Annotated in this window: 15 protein-coding genes; 10 read left to right on the forward strand and 5 right to left on the reverse strand. The window is 47.3% G+C overall.

What is annotated here, in order from left to right; all coding sequences use genetic code 11:
- Positions 1-158 precede the first annotated feature (158 nt).
- The gene (locus TOL_RS05165) at positions 159-1,226 is read left to right on the forward strand and encodes a TauD/TfdA dioxygenase family protein (protein ID WP_015486240.1); all 1,068 of its coding nucleotides are present in this window, start codon (positions 159-161) and stop codon (positions 1,224-1,226) included.
- A gap of 15 nt (positions 1,227-1,241) precedes the next feature.
- Here TOL_RS05165 and TOL_RS05170 read toward each other — a convergent pair whose 3' ends face one another.
- Both TOL_RS05170 and fliK read right to left on the reverse strand, forming a co-directional pair.
- Positions 1,242-1,526, reverse strand: a complete 285-nt coding sequence (locus TOL_RS05170) for an EscU/YscU/HrcU family type III secretion system export apparatus switch protein (protein WP_015486241.1) — start codon at positions 1,524-1,526, stop codon at positions 1,242-1,244.
- A complete protein-coding gene (fliK, locus tag TOL_RS05175; protein ID WP_158505905.1) occupies positions 1,523-3,403 on the reverse strand; it encodes a flagellar hook-length control protein FliK in 1,881 nt (626 codons plus the stop codon). The genes TOL_RS05170 and fliK overlap by 4 nt, the downstream gene beginning before the upstream one ends.
- Before the next feature lie 114 nt (positions 3,404-3,517).
- Here fliK and ccmA point away from each other — a divergent pair, with 114 nt between their 5' ends.
- The 9 genes from ccmA to ccmI are packed head-to-tail and all read left to right on the forward strand — an operon-like array spanning position 3,518 to position 10,468.
- Positions 3,518-4,165 carry a cytochrome c biogenesis heme-transporting ATPase CcmA gene (gene ccmA / locus TOL_RS05180; RefSeq protein ID WP_015486243.1) on the forward strand — a complete coding sequence of 216 codons (648 nt, stop codon included), beginning with the start codon at positions 3,518-3,520 and terminating at the stop codon, positions 4,163-4,165.
- Complete coding sequence (gene ccmB, locus TOL_RS05185) at positions 4,162-4,830, forward strand: heme exporter protein CcmB (RefSeq protein WP_015486244.1); 669 nt, start codon at positions 4,162-4,164, stop codon at positions 4,828-4,830. The genes ccmA and ccmB overlap by 4 nt, the downstream gene beginning before the upstream one ends.
- Before the next feature lie 7 nt (positions 4,831-4,837).
- Positions 4,838-5,590 (forward strand): heme ABC transporter permease, encoded by a 753-nt coding sequence (locus TOL_RS05190; RefSeq protein WP_015486245.1) that lies wholly within the window; start codon positions 4,838-4,840, stop codon positions 5,588-5,590.
- A 10-nt stretch (positions 5,591-5,600) separates the two neighbouring features.
- Positions 5,601-5,789, forward strand: coding sequence for a heme exporter protein CcmD (gene ccmD, locus TOL_RS05195; protein WP_015486246.1), 189 nt, complete (start codon positions 5,601-5,603; stop codon positions 5,787-5,789).
- Positions 5,773-6,228 (forward strand): cytochrome c maturation protein CcmE, encoded by a 456-nt coding sequence (gene ccmE, locus TOL_RS05200; RefSeq protein ID WP_015486247.1) that lies wholly within the window; start codon positions 5,773-5,775, stop codon positions 6,226-6,228. The genes ccmD and ccmE overlap by 17 nt, the downstream gene beginning before the upstream one ends.
- Before the next feature lie 22 nt (positions 6,229-6,250).
- Positions 6,251-8,227 (forward strand): heme lyase CcmF/NrfE family subunit, encoded by a 1,977-nt coding sequence (locus TOL_RS05205; RefSeq protein WP_041588724.1) that lies wholly within the window; start codon positions 6,251-6,253, stop codon positions 8,225-8,227.
- On the forward strand, positions 8,224-8,745 hold the full coding sequence (locus TOL_RS05210) for a DsbE family thiol:disulfide interchange protein (protein ID WP_015486249.1): 522 nt from the start codon (positions 8,224-8,226) through the stop codon (positions 8,743-8,745). Before TOL_RS05205 ends, TOL_RS05210 begins: the two co-directional genes overlap by 4 nt.
- Positions 8,745-9,236: a cytochrome c-type biogenesis protein gene (locus TOL_RS05215; RefSeq protein WP_015486250.1), complete on the forward strand. Its 492-nt coding sequence runs from the start codon at positions 8,745-8,747 to the stop codon at positions 9,234-9,236. Before TOL_RS05210 ends, TOL_RS05215 begins: the two co-directional genes overlap by 1 nt.
- Complete coding sequence (gene ccmI / locus TOL_RS05220; RefSeq protein WP_015486251.1) at positions 9,233-10,468, forward strand: c-type cytochrome biogenesis protein CcmI; 1,236 nt, start codon at positions 9,233-9,235, stop codon at positions 10,466-10,468. The genes TOL_RS05215 and ccmI overlap by 4 nt, the downstream gene beginning before the upstream one ends.
- Before the next feature lie 90 nt (positions 10,469-10,558).
- On the opposite strand, the gene TOL_RS05225 is transcribed toward ccmI, so the two are convergent.
- From TOL_RS05225 to TOL_RS05235, 3 genes are all read right to left on the reverse strand, one after another.
- The gene (locus tag TOL_RS05225; RefSeq protein WP_015486252.1) at positions 10,559-11,581 is read right to left on the reverse strand and encodes a DUF2804 domain-containing protein; all 1,023 of its coding nucleotides are present in this window, start codon (positions 11,579-11,581) and stop codon (positions 10,559-10,561) included.
- A gap of 129 nt (positions 11,582-11,710) precedes the next feature.
- Positions 11,711-13,105 (reverse strand): hypothetical protein, encoded by a 1,395-nt coding sequence (locus TOL_RS05230; RefSeq protein WP_015486253.1) that lies wholly within the window; start codon positions 13,103-13,105, stop codon positions 11,711-11,713.
- Positions 13,106-13,195: 90 nt separating this feature from the next.
- Positions 13,196-17,560: an OmpA family protein gene (locus tag TOL_RS05235; RefSeq protein WP_015486254.1), complete on the reverse strand. Its 4,365-nt coding sequence runs from the start codon at positions 17,558-17,560 to the stop codon at positions 13,196-13,198.
- Positions 17,561-17,562 lie beyond the last annotated feature (2 nt).

Raw genomic sequence — 17,562 nt, forward strand, 5'->3', positions numbered from 1 at the left:
CGTGGCTGAGGTTGTCTATACGATAACAATTTATTCTATTTTTTTATAAAGATTGGCAATGTTGATCGTTATTGGCTCGGAATGTATGAATATTGTTGTGGCAGAATCATCCTTGATCTACTGAACAATACAAAAAATATAATAATAAGGAAATTAATATGGATATTACCGTGGAGTATGCCTCGCGGAATTCAGTGGTTGAAACGAGCGTACAAGAACGAGTTATTGGCGCGCCTTATATTTTAACTCCCAATGATGTCCCAATTGATCGCGCTCAATGGAAAGATTTTATTTATAATAAAGTTCGAGATTTCGGCTTTATAATTTTTCGAGATTTTGACATTAATGATGCTCATCACTTTCAACGTTTTTTGCAGAATGATCTCTCGATCAAAACATGGAATGTTTTTAATAAGATGAAAGTTGCTGGACCTATCATTACGTTCGTACGAAGAATCACGGACGGAATTCTCGGTGCTGGCGACAATCGAAGTTATCTGAACTCAGAGCTGCAGCAACTTGGGCGCATCGATAATTCAGTACAAGGGCCGCATGTCGAGGGTGGCGTATACAATAAGCGTGCACGTTATTTGTTTATGTATTGCGAAGAAGCGCCTGCCACTTGGGGTGAGACTGGAATTGCCGATTTAAATAGCGTTTACAAATCCCTGTCGCCAGAAACTCAAGTAGCGTTACAGGATGCTTGGCAGCAATTTGAGTTCACTAGCGTGAAGCGCCTGAACTGGTTGGAACGCGCAATATTAGTGGCTGGTCGAATTAAACACTACTTGCGCCCTGACGAGCATATGCAGATGGTAATGGACCGTATTCCCGTGTTGTGTCGCCATCCAGATAATGGATTACTTTGCCCTCAGATTTGGGCTTATCGCGGTGATAGTGTTTATGCGGCTGCCAGTAAAACATTCCCAGAACGGAAACCATTAGACAAGGAATGCATGGCCAGTACATGGCGATTAGAGTGGAAGCTTACACAGCACAACGGCAATCCTATTTCGAATAAGTTCGCACTAATGGATGAACTCATTAACGCAACGTTCGAAAATTCTCGGTTAGTTCGTTGGCAACCGGGTGATATTACTATTGTCGACAATATACGGTGTGCTCATTGGCGTATGAATGGTTATGCCGATCAACCACGCAAGATATACCAGTTGCAGGCGGAACCGTTTCTGGCGACTGATTGTATTGTGGAGCTGCCTAATTAATTGGTGGCAGCTTCTCTAGTTATTGTCGGGCGTTCTGCCCTCTAAGTGATAAACAAAGGCTAATATCTCGGCGATGACTTGATACAGCTGTCGCGGTATCTCGTCACCTAGATCGAGTTGGCTAAGCCAGCTGACTAATTCAGCGTTTTCATACACAGGTACTTTGTGCGTCAGGGCGAGCTGAATAATGGCTTGGGCAAGGTCATCTTCGCCTTTGGCGCTAATTTTGGGCGCGGTTAAGCCGTCATAACTAATGGCAATGGCTTCGGTGCTTTCAAACAGGCTATCCGGCAGGCTCATGTGTGAATATCCACGAGTGAATGTTGAATGTTGCCGTGTTCTTGTGGTGGCAGTTGGCCGTGCTTCGCTTGCAAGGTTTCGACGCTAACACCGAGCTCCGTAAGGCGCTTTCGCAACGGGGCAATAGCTTGGTTAATACGGGCTAAAGTCTCCGGTTGTTGCGACCAAAAGGTGGCCGACATGGTGGGCATACGTAAATCAAGATCGACATCCAATGGCCCTAGTTCTGTCAGATTGAAGTGCAGTTTTATGCGCCAACGGCTTTGGCGTTTTACTTCATTGTCTTTATTTCCTTGGCCCCCGTCTTCGCGCTGCATGTGCATAGGTATATCGCGCAGTTGATTACCATCGCGGTATAGCAAGGCTAGAGAGGTTTGCAATTGCTCACTACTGGATTGCACCGTGCGAAATTGCTCCACTTCGTGTTGCGCTAACGTCGATTGCAGCAAGCGAAAGGCATCGGGTACATCATCGGCTGCAGCGCTAAACGATAAGGGTAAATGGCTGGTGGCAACTCCGCGATTACCGCTTAGTTGTCCTTGCCAGTCGACAAATGCTTTGGCTAATGCGCCTTTGAGGTTGTGTGTGAGTAATTTAGCCAATGCTTGATCATCGTTAAGCGGAATATGCCCTGCGTTAATCTGTGATTTTGCCGCGCTTTCTGTGGCAAGGACGCTAGAGGTTGTTGGCGTGGCGCTCTTAGCACCGTCGTTTGCCTGACCTTTGTTTAACAAAACAGCAATCGCGTCGCTGAGTGTGCGCAGCTGCTTATTGCCCCCTAGAGTGCCATTGTCCACGCTTGTCGGACTGAATATTTGTTTTAAACCTTCACGTAAACTTAAGCCGTTGGTGCTTTTTTCCATGTTCATGCTATTTGGCGCAGCACTCGCAGTACGGGTCGTTGTAGCGGTTGAAGCGTCTGAATTCGTCAGTGGTCTAGAAGGGGCGTTACGCCATAGTTGTTGAAATATCGACGATGGCGAACTGTTTTTTATAGCAGATGGTAATTCGGCATTGGGCAGTAGCTTTTGCACGACGTGCTGTAATAGTTGCCGTTCGTACTGTTGTGGCGAGTTGCGTACTGCACTTTCTACTTGGCTGCCTTGGTTTAGGGCGGGCCGCTCAGGTTGCGCAGCGATAAATTGGCTCAGGCTTTGGCGTACGCTGTCTGGCAGCTGTTGCGCTAGTAAGGCATTGACGGTACTGCTAGCGCTGGGTATTGAGTTAGTGTTTGCTGCTGAACTGGTTGTAGGATTATTCGCTGGGTTCACGCTAGACTTTATCATTTTCAGTGCTGCAGGGATTACCTGCGCTTGGGTTGTCGCAGGTAAACGGCTGGCTAGCCATTGGCTGACAATCGCACTGGGTGCCTGAGGCGTACTACTTACTGCGCCTTTAAGTATCTGTAATAAATTGGCCGTGGGGTTTGATGCTGGGCGCGCTTCCGCGCTGTTGGCCACGGTTTCTGATGTTTTGCTTGCCACCACGGGTTTTGTCGATGCGAGTTCGATAGCGTCGACATTGAGTTGTGGTTTGCCATTAGCATCTTGGCTTACAGTGACTGTTACCCGACTGTCGACAGGGAGGGGCAACCGACTATTTACCTTTAGCGTTTTACCATCGATTTCTAAGGTCAATTGCCATTCGGGTTTGGTGAAAGTTTTTGAGTTGGCGCTATTTTCCGGTTGGGGCTGTAACTTACTGGCGATGACTTTAGCTTCGGCTTGCGCAGGTTGGCTGTTGTTCTGGCTGCTTGTGGCAGCTTGAACTGAGGACTCAACACTCGCAGGGGTGCTACTAACACGCGCTGAAGCGAGCGTTTTAGTGGTGAATAATGGAATAGAATCGGTTTTCATACGTAAGATATCGGCGGCCATTGACGCATCTTTACCCATCATAGTTGCCTGAGCTCAGGTTCGTCAGCCTGTTTTTGGTTATAATGCGGCCGCGCTGGGATACCAGTAGCGATAAATCACTATTAAGAGGTTCCGATGACGGCCCCAAAACGAGCCAGTCAGATAGAGTTAACAGCTACTTCATTGACCTGCGAGCGCGATGATCGCGTGCTATTTGAGCAGTTATCGGTGCATGTGGCTAATGGTGATTTATTGCAGTTAGTCGGGCCAAATGGCGCAGGTAAAACAACCTTACTGCGCTTGTTAGCGGGCTTGAATCAAGATTTTGACGGCGAGGTTCTCTGGGCCGGAGAGCCGCTTCAGCAAGTGTATGCCCATTATGCCCATCAGCGTTTATACATGGGGCATTTGTCGGCAGTTAAACGTGCGCTAACCCCGATTGAGAATTTACGTTGGTTAACGAGCCAATGGAATGTGGCCGATGATCTTCTGTGGCAGGCGTTAGAAGAAGTTTCTTTGGCTGGGTATGAAGAAACTGCCTGTCAGCAGCTCTCTGCTGGACAACAAAGGCGCGTTGCTTTGGCGCGACTATGTGTTTGCCCAGCGCCCTTGTGGATTTTAGATGAACCTTTTACCGCACTCGATCATTACGGCGTTACATGGTTAGAACAGCAACTTGAACGGCATGTTACCGGGGGTGGTGCAGTTATTATCACCAGTCATCATGCTCTTCAAGGCATCCCTTCTTTACGCCAGTTAGAGCTTGGGAGCGTGCATTCATGAGTTTGATTGGTGCGACGGTTAAGCGTGATTTGTTGCTAGCGGCACGTAACCCTGGCGAGTGGGCGAATCCACTGATGTTTTTTCTGATGGTGGCGGCTTTATTTCCGTTAGCGGTTGATCCTGATCCGTCGTTTTTGGCTAAAATCGCAGGGGGCGTCATTTGGGTAGCGGCGTTATTGGCGACCCTACTTTCCCTCGATGCATTGTTTCGTGCCGATGTGGAAGATGGCTCGTTGGAACAATGGTTGGCCTCGGGCGAGTCTCTTTACGGCATGGCTTTAGGTAAAGCCTTGGTTCATTGGTGTATTAGTGGTTTGCCATTAACTCTTATGTCGCCTGTCTTAGGCTTGATGTTGGCGCTGCCAAATGATGCCTACGGCGCATTGATTTTAAGTTTGGCGGTCGGCACTCCCATTTTGAGTCTATTGGGGGCTGTTGGGGCAGCCCTGACTTCGAGTGTGCGTAGCGGTGGATTGTTACTCACCTTATTAATTTTACCCCTGTATATTCCAGTTTTGATTTTTGCGGCCAGTGCGGTTTATCACGCCGGTATCGGCATGCCGTACAATGGTCAAATAGCCATGCTCGGTGCGATGTTCGCGTTGGCACTGGCGTTCACACCGTTTGCTGCAGCAGCGGCACTCAAATTAAATTTATCGCGGTAATTTTGTTATGTGGCAATGGCTGACACAGCTTTATCATCGAATGGGTTCACCGAAATGGTTCTACGAGCTGACTACGCCTTGGATTCCTTGGTTGGCCGCAATTTCTATCATCGGCACTGTGGTCGGTTTGGTTCTCGGTTTGGCTTATGCTCCGGCAGATTACCTACAAGGTAATAGTTTCCGTATTATTTATATTCATGTTCCGGCGGCCATTTTAGCGCAGAGTGCCTTTATGATGATGGCGGTTGCGGGTGCTGTGTATCTTATTTGGCGCATGAAAATGGCAGCGTGGGTGGCAAAAGTGATTGCGCCTATCGGTGCTTCATTCTGTCTAATTGCCTTACTGACGGGTGCCATTTGGGGTAAACCGACTTGGGGAACCTGGTGGGTTTGGGATGCACGCCTAACGTCAATGTTAATGCTGTTGTTTTTGTACTTCGGGGTTATTGCTTTGCAGCGAGCCATGGAGTCTGACGACGCATCTTACAAAGCAGGTGCCATTCTCTCGCTGGTGGGATTAGTGAATATTCCGATCATTAAATACTCAGTTGAATGGTGGAATACCTTGCACCAGCCAGCGACGCTTAAGCTCACCGAAAAGCCGTCAATGGACCCCGATATGCTGGTCCCTTTGTTGATTATGATCGTTACCAGCTACGTGTTTTTTGCCTTGCTGGTAATACTGAATACGCGCAACGAAATCTTGTTGCATGAACGCAAACGTAGCTGGGTAAAACAGCTATTAAGTGGTCAGGAATAGGACTCGCGTTATGGAATTTAATAGTTTTGCAGAATTTATCGCCATGGGAAAACACGGACTCTACATCTGGTTGTCTTATGGAATCACAGCCGTGATTATTGCGGTCAACGTGGTGCAGCCCATTCTGCGCCGTCGTCGTTTAATGAAAGAGCAAGCACAGCGCTTGCGTCGGGAGAAGCACAATGCACCCTCAGCGTAAAAAACGTCTTACGTTAATTGTATTTTTAGTCATCGCCGTAGGCTCTGCGGTTGGCTTACTAATGTACTCGCTTACGCAGAATATCAATCTGTTTATGACGCCAACGCAAATTGCCAATGGTGAAGTTGAACCGGGTCGTACTATCCGTGCTGGTGGCTTAGTAGAGGTCGGCAGTGTAGTGCGTGACGGTTTAAGCGCCAGCTTTGTGGTCACGGATGGTGCATCCGAAGTGACCATCACCTATGACGGCATCCTGCCAGATTTATTCCGCGAAGGTCAGGGCATTGTCGCACTGGGTAAATTAAATACAGATGGCGTTTTTATTGCCTCTGAGGTTTTAGCAAAACACGATGAAAATTATATGCCGCCAGAAGTAAAAGACGCGCTTGAAAAAGCGCACCTTGATGGTAAACAAGCACTGGAAGCGGCAAGGGATTAATAACATGACAGAGCTGTACAGTATGGTGCCCGAATTTGGCCAACTAGCGTTAATATTTGCTTTTGTCTGCGCCGCTTTTCAAGTGGTCATTCCATTGGTAGGCGTAAATCGTGGAGCGCCTTGGCTAATGGCGTATGCCCGCCCTTTGGCGACTGGCCAAGCGCTATTTTTATTGATATCGCTATTTTCTTTAGCGTATTGCTTTGTTGTTGATGATTTCTCGGTGGCGTATGTCGCTGCCAATAGCAATACCGCGTTACCAACACCCTTTAAAATCAGCGCGGTATGGGGCGCTCATGAAGGCTCTTTGCTGCTATGGGTAACTATGCTTGGCTTGTGGAGCTTGGCGGTTGCTTGGTTAAGTAAGTCGTTACCTATCGATATGATTGCTCGAGTACTTGCGGTAATGGGCATGGTGTCGGTGGGCTTTATTTTGTTCACCCTTGAAACCTCAAATCCATTCAGTCGTCATTTGCCATCGGCTCCAGCCGAAGGCGGCGACCTTAATCCCTTGCTACAAGATTTCGGTTTGATTGTGCATCCGCCTACTTTGTACATGGGTTACGTTGGCTTATCAGTGGCTTTTGCTTTTGCTATCGCAGCGTTAATGAGTGGTCGTTTGGATGCCGCTTGGGCGCGTTGGTCGCGTCCGTGGACAACCGCTGCGTGGATCTTCCTAACTGTCGGCATCGCATTGGGTAGCTGGTGGGCGTATTACGAACTTGGCTGGGGTGGCTGGTGGTTCTGGGATCCGGTAGAAAATGCATCATTAATGCCTTGGCTGGTTGCAACTGCGTTACTGCATTCCTTAGCGGTAACGGAAAAACGCGGTTTATTTAAAAGCTGGACTGTGTTGCTGGCGATCTTTGCTTTTTCGTTAAGTTTACTCGGCACCTTCTTGGTTCGTTCTGGGGTATTAACTTCCGTGCATGCGTTCGCTTCTGATCCTGAGCGCGGTATTTTTATTCTCGCATTGCTCGGTATCTGTGTTGGTGGATCCTTACTTTTATACGCGATAAAAGCACCGACCGTAGCCTCAACGGGACGTTTCGAGCTGGTATCGCGCGAGATGTTTTTACTGCTAAATAACTTGCTGTTAGTGGTCATCGCTTTAGCTATTTTAATCGGAACACTATATCCGCTTGTGTACGATTTTATGGGACTCGGCAAATTGTCTGTGGGTGCCGCTTGGTTTAATACTATGTTTGTTCCGCTTAGCGTAGGTCTTGCGGTTGTGGTGGGTGCAGGTGCTATGTCACGCTGGAAAGTCGATTCGCTTGGTCGTATCGGCACTATGCTTTGGCCTGCGGCGATAGCAGCGATTGTTTTTGCCATTATTACGCCAATGATTATCAGCGGTGAATTGAAAGGCATGGTGGTGCTTGGTTTAAGCGTCAGTATTTGGCTCACGCTAGCCACCTTTATTGATGTGTGGAAAAAATCACGCGGACAAATTACTCGAATTCCTAATTTAGGAATGAGTTATCTCGGTATGATTTTGGCGCACTTAGGTGTGGCGGTGACGATTGTGGGTGTCACTATGGTGGCTAACTACAGTACTGAAAAATCGGTAAGGATTGCTCCTGGTGAACGTGAAACCTTAGGTGATTATGTCTTTGAATTTGCTCAGGGCGGACACATCACTGGGCCAAACTATACCTCTGATGCCGTGCGCTTTAATGTGTATGAAGATGACAAGTTAATTAGCACTTTGATGGCGGAAAAGCGTCGCTATACCGCTCGTGGTTCGGTGATGACAGAGGCGGCTATTGATGTCTCTTTGTTCCGTGATTTATACGTCTCTATGGGCGAACCGTTAGACAACGGTGCTTGGGGGATGCGCTTGCAGGTTAAGCCATTTATGCGCTGGGTATGGCTGGGTGCTATTTTTATGGCGTGTGGTGGTTTCTTAGCTATGTTGGATAAACGCTATCGTCGTCGCGCTGATAAAAAAGTAACGGCAGCAAAAGGTGCTGAACTGGGGGGAGTAAACGCATGAATCGTAGTTTGCTTTTTATTCCTCTTGGTATTTTCGTACTCATGGCGGTGGTGTTTTGGATTGGCTTAGGTCAAGAAGATAAAACCAGTTTGCCATCGCCATTAATCGATCATCCTTTTCCTGAATTTTCATTAACGGTTTTGGAAGACAGCCGAGCAGTGACGAAAGCGGACATCGTTGGCGCACCTGCACTGGTTAATGTGTGGGCTACTTGGTGCCCTACGTGTAAGCAAGAGCACACGTTTTTAAATGAGTTGGCCAGTCAAGGCGTACGTATTTTCGGAATCAATTACAAAGACAATGACGAGAAGGCAAAAGACTGGTTAATGTCGTTTGGTAATCCGTACATATGGAATTTGTCTGATCCGAATGGTCAGCTGGGTTTGGAGCTGGGTGTATACGGTGCACCAGAAACTTTCTTAGTGGATTCTAAGGGTATTATTCGCGCTAAACATATCGGTGATTTAAATCCTAAGGTTTGGCAGACATTGAAACTTCAATTTGAGGCGATGGAATAATGCGCAATTATTTAGCCTTAGTGGTATTGGCATTACTGAGCTTGCCGACGCTTGCTGTTGTTGATGGCCAGAAATATCCGTTTGATGATCCTGAAAAAGCGCAACGCTTTGAATCATTAGCCGAAGACCTACGTTGTCCTAAATGTCAGAATCAAAACCTCGCTGATTCAAGTGCGCCTGTAGCCGCCGATCTGCGCGAAAAGGTATATACCTTAATGCAAGATGGGCAAACGGATGATCAGATTGTTGATTATCTTGTTGCTCGTTATGGTGATTTCGTTCGTTACAACCCGCCATTTCGTTGGAATACTTTATTTTTATGGGGTGGGCCGGGTGTCGCCTTCTTGCTCGGTTTACTATTAATTATCGGCATTCGTCGCGCGCAGAAGAAACCCGTGGCGGATCTTAGCGATGATGAGAAAGCGCGTATCGAAGCATTAAAAAATGAATATTTAAAAAGCGAATCAACAAATAAGGCCGACCAGTCATGATTTGGGCATTGTTATTGTTACTGACGGCCGTGTTGTTCGTCATTTTATTACAGCCATTATTAAAAAGTGATGATGCTGATTTAGATAGTGATTCTGCGTCTCTTCAGCAAAGTGAGAATTTGCGCTTATATCAAACGCGTAGCGCCGATATTGACGCTATGGAAATCACTGAAGACGAAAAAGCAGCGCTGCGTTTAGAGCTAGACCGGGAGTTGCTGGCGAATGCTAATCAGGCGCAGAGCTATTCCAAGACACCGAGCAAAGCACTGCGAGCGGGTTTTCTGGTTGCTGTGGTTGCGGTTGCGGTTGGTGCTACCGTGCTTTTGTATCAACAGTGGGGTGCGGCTAACGCTATCGCGGCGACCGCGTTGCTGGATAAAGCCAGTTCGGTAGAGCTATCGGATAAAGAACGTGAAGAGTTGATTGAGCGTTTAACCGCTGCTGCTAAGCACGACCCTGAAGAGATCGAGTGGAATTATTTACTTGGTCGGTTATTAAATGCTCAAGGTGATTTCAGCCAAGCGGCGGATGTGTTTGCAGATATTCTAGCGGCATTGCCTGCGGAAGCCGCACAAGATAGAGCGGCGACCATGACATTACTGGCACAGGCGCGTTTTTTCGCTAACGATCAAGTCGCTGATGAAGAAACCTACGGCTTAGTTAAACGAGCGTTAGAGTTGGCGCCTAATCAACGTCAAACGATGGGTATTGCTGGCATTTTAGCCTTTGAGTTAGGCCATTACAGTGCTGCGGTTGATCATTGGAAGGGGCTTTATCTTGGCATGCCGGAAGGGCCAGAATCGCAGTCGTTGGGCCAAGGCATTGAACGAGCTGCTAGTCTTGCCGCCGAGCAGGGGGAAGAAATTGATTTAAGTTGGATGGAGCGTGCGCAAATTCAAGTGTTTGTTGCGCTCTCGGATGCAGCTAAAGCAGAGGTAAATAGTACCGATAGTGTATTTGTTTTGGCCAAAGCTGTTAGCGGCCCACCAATGCCTCTGGCTGTGCAGCGTTTAACGGTGGCAGACTTACCTCAGGTCATCACCCTTAGCGATGCTCAGGCGATGGCTGCGGGCTTACAATTGAGTAATTTTGCTGAGGTAACGGTTATTGCCCGAGTTTCTCGCACTAATCAACCGATAGCTCAGCCTGGTGATTGGCAAACGCAGATTTCGCCAGTTGCTACTCGTGGTACAGATTTGTTAAATCTCAGCATTGATCAGCGTGTTGAATAACAATCTTAGTTGAATGAAAAAGCCGGTATTTATGCATATAAATACCGGCCTTTTTATTGGTGAGAACGACTCGGAAATATCTATAAGTAGTTACCACTTAGCGTAGTGGTCTTCGGCAAAGCCCCATTGGCCATCTAAATGAATGACTTCATTTTCTAATACGATGTCACCGTAAAACTGTCCAAAGTGCTGTGTGAAGTTAGACTTAATAATGAGAGCATTAATTTTTTCGCAGCGTTGCCCACGAGGTTCGAAGAATAGTTGGATTTTGCCATCATCTGAATGCATGCCCCAAGCATGATCGCTTTGGTAACGATCAAAGCGGAAGTCTACCTGATTGATTTTTATGAGTTGGTCATCAAGCCAGAGGGCATTTTCCGTAAATCCAGTTTCGTTGACCCCTGCGGCTAAATTAAAGCCTAAGCGTCGGCCATCGGCTAAGCGGCAAGAGAGGCTACCCCAATTCCATACTGTTTCGCGACGCATAAAACCACCGGTCCAGTCGACGCTGGCCATCGCTCCTATTTTTTCTAGATTATAAGTATTACCCGCCCACACGACGGAACCATGACATACCCGCGCACACACCTTTTGGGTATAGGTCCACCCCTCATAGCCGGTGCGAGTGCACAGTGCAAGAGGGTGATAGTTAGTACTTTCATCTATGCTGGCGCGTATTTGCGTGCCATCTTTTAGCGATACACGTACTTGGCGAATACCGGGACGTTGGGTTGCACGTATGGTGACGCGATTGCGGCCTTTAACAAAGGTCACCGTATCTTTATTCGGGCGCGTACCAAAGCGGGTGCCACGACTTAATGGTTGGAGAAAACTGTATTCTTTGTAGGCTTTGGTCTCAGGATTAAATAGATAAACGAACGCATTACTGACCAGTTTCAAGTCAACAATCGCGATACCAACAATCAAACTTGGACTGGTAATTCCAATAAATTCAAATTGATTAAAGCGACGACGTTTGGCTGATTGTCCAATTTTACGATCCATACTGTTACGCAGATCGAAATCCATAAAATTGATATCACCAACACCCCGAGGGAATATGCCGTAGGCAGGCTGGCCGTTGTCGCCAACAAGTTGGTCACGCGAGGTCATGCTGTGTCCTTTATCTAACGAGAGCGCAATAAAATCAGTGCTATAGAGTACAGCAAGGCAGCAAGGATGGAACGGGGTGATGAGGCCAAAGAGGGAGCATCTCGGCTGAGATGCCCCTCTAAGTTATGTTTATTGGAAAGCGGCTCGCATCGTAGCCAACGATTCTTGGTCGGCTTTGAAGCGGAGTTTCAGGTAAACACCTTTGGCGGTGAAGTTCGCCGCAGAGAAATCACTATCGATAAAGCCGGTAAAGTTATAACCCAAGCCAACCCAGACGTTGGTTTTTGGAATATAACCAACCGATACACCGGCACCATGATTAACTTGACCTGCTTCGTAGCCATGTAAACGGCGACCATGAGCTCCGACATCCCAACGTTCGGTCAGGTGGTGGCGCCATTCTGTTGCCATAAAGTCTGTAGTCGAGGCGTAATTACCGCTGCCATATTGATCCAACACACGCTTAATACCGTATTGTCCTGCCAACTGATCACGTTCAGTAATCAACCAGTTTGCATGAATATTATTAATTAATTTACGTGTGCGGTCAGGAATGCCGCTACCACCGTAAGCTTCTTGTACCCAACGCGTTTGCCACAATAAGGCAAACGGATCTTTACGTGGGCGTAGTGCTAAATCAAAGCGCGCATCTAATTGGTTGGAGTAGGTGTCATCACCATTTTCGTGGAACCAATTAACGCTACCACCGGTGGCCAGTGCATCGCTTAGTGGGTGATACAAGCTAGTACGAGCTACCCACTTATCATTGATATTACCGTTGCGATATTCGACACGGTTATTCCACTGCCAAATAGGTGTGCGATAAGCACTGCCAACGTATACGGCATGGAAGTTTTCTGATGTACCGATTTCTTCAGGCGCACTATTTTCCAAATCTTGCGATTGTTCGAAACCAGTGCTTATGCTCCATGCTTCATTCAGCAAGAACTCTTGCGATAAACCAGATACCGCGAATAAGCGATAACTGTCGTCTTGTTCTACTTGTTCGATACTTTGTTCGGCGCGAGCGCCGGCCCAAGGTGTGGCCCGAACACCGAATACGGAGCGTTGAGGTGCATCGCTTTCAAACCCAGTTTCGTGTTCAGCGAATAAACTGTAGTCATCGTCTAGGCGATAATCGGCACCCAACAATAAGCGATCATAAGCGTCGCTACGTTCGGATACATTACCAAGTAACTGCGAGCTTAAGGTCATGCGGTTATTCATGAAACGACGACTGAAACCAGCGGATAATTGGTCCGTGTATATGGTTTCGTCAGTGCTTTCATTTTGCGCTGTGATGACACCAAACGAGAATTGTTGATCGTCATCTAAGCGATGAATCCAGTCTACTTGGCTTTGATAGCTATTTAGTTCTGTGCTTAAACCATAGTGATGAAAACCCAATACTTGCAGGCGATCACGGTCGGTTATGTACCAGTTACCCTCAACACCTTCTTTGCGGTAATCATTTTCGCTGTCGGATGTTTGTTCTAAACCGAAGCCATTATCTTGGCTTTGCACATAGGCTTTGGCTTCGATAACTTCATTACGATGTGCGATCTCAATGCGATGAGCATTAGCTGTGGTGGCATCACCTGCTACAACTTCTTCCTATTGGGCGATTTCAGCGGTAATTTCGGTATCACCTAATTTCACCGTGGCGTCTAACGCTTGTAAGTTACGATCATCACCTGTTTGATTTTGCGTAATGGCGGTGACACCAGCGCGTACAGTATCGCCCAGTAATTTCACACCAGCACGGCCACCACTGATATAGCCAAGGTTATCACCGGCGTCGACCTCATATTCAACCACGATATAGCGTGGATTAAAGGATGCGTCGGTGCTGGCGATTGGGCTCTTGAAATAAATCGTGCCATCTTGATAGTCGATAACGTAATCAACATCGCGTTGCAGCAATTGGGTTGAAAGCACGACTTCGCTACGATAACGATCACGAATTTCTAAACTGACGTTTTCGCTGTTGAGAACTAATTGCTGCTTCTGTAAACGATACAGACCAGACGTGCCGTCACCTTGAATTTCGTCACGTACAAAACCTTGGTTGGTTTGGCTGATAAAACCGGATAATTCAACAACATCACCTTGGTATACCGACTGTAAACCAGTCAATTTACGGTTATAGCGACCTAGAGTAGTAACGTTCAGATCGGTATTAATATCACCAAACACCGTGTAGAAACGCTCACGTTCAACCCTTACATACAGCTTACGTGCAGAGCTAGCATCCAGTTGTTGCTGGCTGGCGTCACCGTATAAGGTGTAGTAACGATCAGGCTCTATGACACGAGCGAAAGGTTCGGCTTCGGCCTTGCCTGAGTCGTAGGCAGCGGTGATTAACCATTCGCCGGATACCTGACCTTGAGTAAAGAAGGCGACACGACCGTCACTATAAATGTTGTCATCAATACCTGCGGCTTTCATTGAGGCGTTGTCGCCACCGCCAGCGTTATAACCCACAGACAGATCGCCTAAACCGACCAAAATCCACTCGCGATCTTGTGGTTTTAACCACACGCGCAGTTCATCGGTTTGGCCATTTGAGTGATGGAAACGTAATACCGCTTCACCCGCTTGGAAAGTCGGTGCCAATTGAATTCGAGTAATGCCATCGTTGCCGACTTGATAGTGCGGCGTTTGCATCATTGCGAGCGGATTCGCTTCAATTTGACGGGCTTCGTCATAGAGCTGATATGGCGCTAGAACTTCTACTTCGCCCTGAACTTTAGCGCGAATAGGGAAGCCGTCTTTGTCGGTTAAACGCACGGCAATCGTTGGTGGATTAATGCCATCGGCGATCACTGTACTTTGATCGAGCACTAACTCAGCTTTAGCAGGATCTTGTGAAAAGTGAACTGTCTTCTCGAATTCACTGACGACGTCGCCATTGCTATCAAGAATAGTTACGCCGAAACGGTTAGCCCCCGGTTGAATATCGACGCCGCGCCATTGGCTAACCATCAAATCACGACTTGTGCTTGCGGTAGTGCCGTCATAGTTAAGAGCGCTCACCGGAGAACCGTTAAGAGTCAAAACAACTCGTTGCTTTTTCGCGTGCGAAATTGCGATTTTTATCGAGCCAATAGCTGGGCTGCGATCTAGTGGTGGCCATAACCATTGCGCATCGTCTGCTGCGGTATCGAACCATTGCTCATCAAATTCAGGAATCAATAATTCCGATGGCATTTGCGCCGGATTGCCTGCCGCGGTAGCGGGTAAGCCGGTAAAGCCTGGGATAAGTGATTGAACGCCGGCGACTTGTAAATCACTGCCTTGGCTCTTCAAGCTGAGTACCGCATCAGCATTAAGTACTTTCACTTCAACGCGACGGTTTTGCGCACGGCCTTCAGCACTGGCGTTACTTGCTACAGGAACCGTTGCACCTTTACCCAGCGCTGTTACTTGGCTACCAGCAACTTTTAATTCTTCAGCTAAATAGGTCGCCACTGATTTCGCACGGGCTTCCGATAAGGCTTGGTTGTCGGCAAAAATATGCTGGTTGCGCTTAGAAATACGGGTACTGTCAGTATGACCGACAATTTGAATTTTCAAATTATCGAGGCCATCCAAACGTTCAATAACTGAGCGTAAGTTTTGCTTATCTTCGTCGGTTAATACATCCGAGAAGTTAGCAAACTTTGGTGGACTAACCGGTTTTACCTCACCATCGGCAGGTGGCAATACTAGTAGAGCAGTGGTAGTTGCCGCTTTGACTTGCTGTGGTGTTTGACCTTCTGCTTGGAAGCGAGTGATCGAACGTGTAACAAGATCGCCAGACTGAGCTTGGTCAGTGACTATTGCATCAAAATGAATTTGATGGCTCCAGCTTTCTGGCTTGTCTCCTAAGCGATAAATCAGGGTACCGTATGATATTTCTGGGTCTGCAGAAGCGACGCCATCCATATCGGTTGTTCCGGTTTGATAAATAAGACCGTCAGGTAACGCGATCATTTGAATAACGTTGTTAACTGGCAAGCCTGTACCTTTTACATCAATCGTAAAACGTACTTTTTGCTTAACCGGTGAGTTGTATGGTGTTGCTTGGTTCGCGGCAATGTCTAAAGGCACTAACTCATGATTTAACTGTTGTGTGACTTCACCCATGTCTGGCTCAAGCATTTTCAATGCGAAATCAACGCGCCAGAAACTACCACCTTGAACATCGACAAATTGGCTGAAGTCGCGTCCTGCATGGAAACCACGGAGATCACATTCCATTAGTTCCATATATGGAGGAACGGTCGCTTTATCAATTTGGACGACGTGCGTGCCCGGTTTTACATCTTCGATATGCCATTCACCCGCTTCATCGGTCACGACATAGGTGCCGTCTTCCATAAACAAACGAATGTTAGGAACACCATCGGCTGACTCTTGGTTACCGTTACAGTCGTCAAGGAATACTCGGCCAAATAAACGGGCATTATCTTTATAGAAGTCGTCTCGAATGGATACGCGAGCGCTAGCGCGATTACTCACGACGACGTCGTCGTTAATCCATGCGGTATTGGTAACTTGGCCTTTTGCCAAGGTCGTTACTTGGGTGACGTAGCTTAGCGTTAAGCTGGCTTCTGCAGAGACTTCAGGAAGAGTAAATGTCAGTAATGTGCCTTTGCTACTAATGCTAGGATCTTCGACTTTCACACCATTAATGCGCGCAGAGCCTTGGCGATAGCGTAAGCCAGCAGGTAGTTGGTCTTTCACTTCTGCATCATTGAGTAATACTTCACCATTGCTAAGACGAATAGTGAACTCAATAAAGTCGCCGACACCGGCCTCATTTTTAGATGCTGTTTTACTTAGTAATAAATTGGTATCAAGTGGATCGGCACCAATGTCTGTTACGAATACGCGGTTATTCACGGTAAAACTTTCACCGCGAGAAATAGCGCTAATAGCAAATGGACCATTCGGTGCATTGATTAATTCATCATCAGTTAAATCTGACGGAATGCGGAAATCTGCTGGGCCGCTAACTTGTAGCTGATATTCACCGCTAGCAATCACAGGGAAACGGAACGCGCCATCAGCAAATGATGGAGTTACAGCGCTTGCACTAATGGTAGGAGCAGGGCCAGTTTTAACGGTACTTGGATATGGAGTAACACCGTCGTCTTCGAATACTTTGCCATCGGCCGGTAGACCGGTGGCTACATCAATAAGCGTAATACTTACGCCATTAATGGGGGCACCAGTGGCGGCGTTGAATACACGGCTGCTTGGATCAAAGCGGGTTGAGTCGCTAACAATATCCGTGCTGTCCGCAGCATCCTGATAGGTTGCTACTACGGTTTGGCCAGATTTTACCGACAAAACACAGTTATACGATTGGCTGGTATTGCTCGCAACAGTCGTTGGCAATACACCAGCAAATTTTCCAGTATTATTACCTGTTTCCGTTAGGCGAATGGTTTCGGTATCAGAACCATCACTGGAGGAAATTGTAATAACAATTTGGTCGGGACGAACAGGGTTGATATTTTTGTCGCCCTCAGTCACTAAAATAAATAGGGGTTCGCCTACTTTATAACCAAATTGATCGTCACTCAGGCTGTAGTTGCCTGGCAAGCTATGACTCGTACCGCTTAAATCGGTAAAGCCAGTTAAAGAGGTGTAGTTACCGGCACTATCAGAGCATTCGCTATCGGTTAAATAGGTGTCGTTGCTAGTACCGGTATCGTCGTAATGGCCAAGTGAGATTTCAGCAGGCGTCGGAGCAATCGGACCTGGATTAATTTCCTGAGTCGTTAAGCTCACTGACGCTGCTTTCGTAAAATCAACACCGGCTACCTGATACGATGCCACTGCAGTATTTTCAATTTCCGTATTGGCAGGCGTGACCGCAGCGAATGCATTATTCGCTGTCGTCATCGATAGCATACCCATTCCAGTCAGCAATACTGCCGCTCTGACAGTTGTCAGGAGTGATTTGCTGTGGGTATTGAACAGAGTCATCG

The sequence above is a fragment of the Thalassolituus oleivorans MIL-1 genome (assembly GCF_000355675.1).
GTDB lineage: Bacteria > Pseudomonadota > Gammaproteobacteria > Pseudomonadales > Oceanobacteraceae > Thalassolituus > Thalassolituus oleivorans.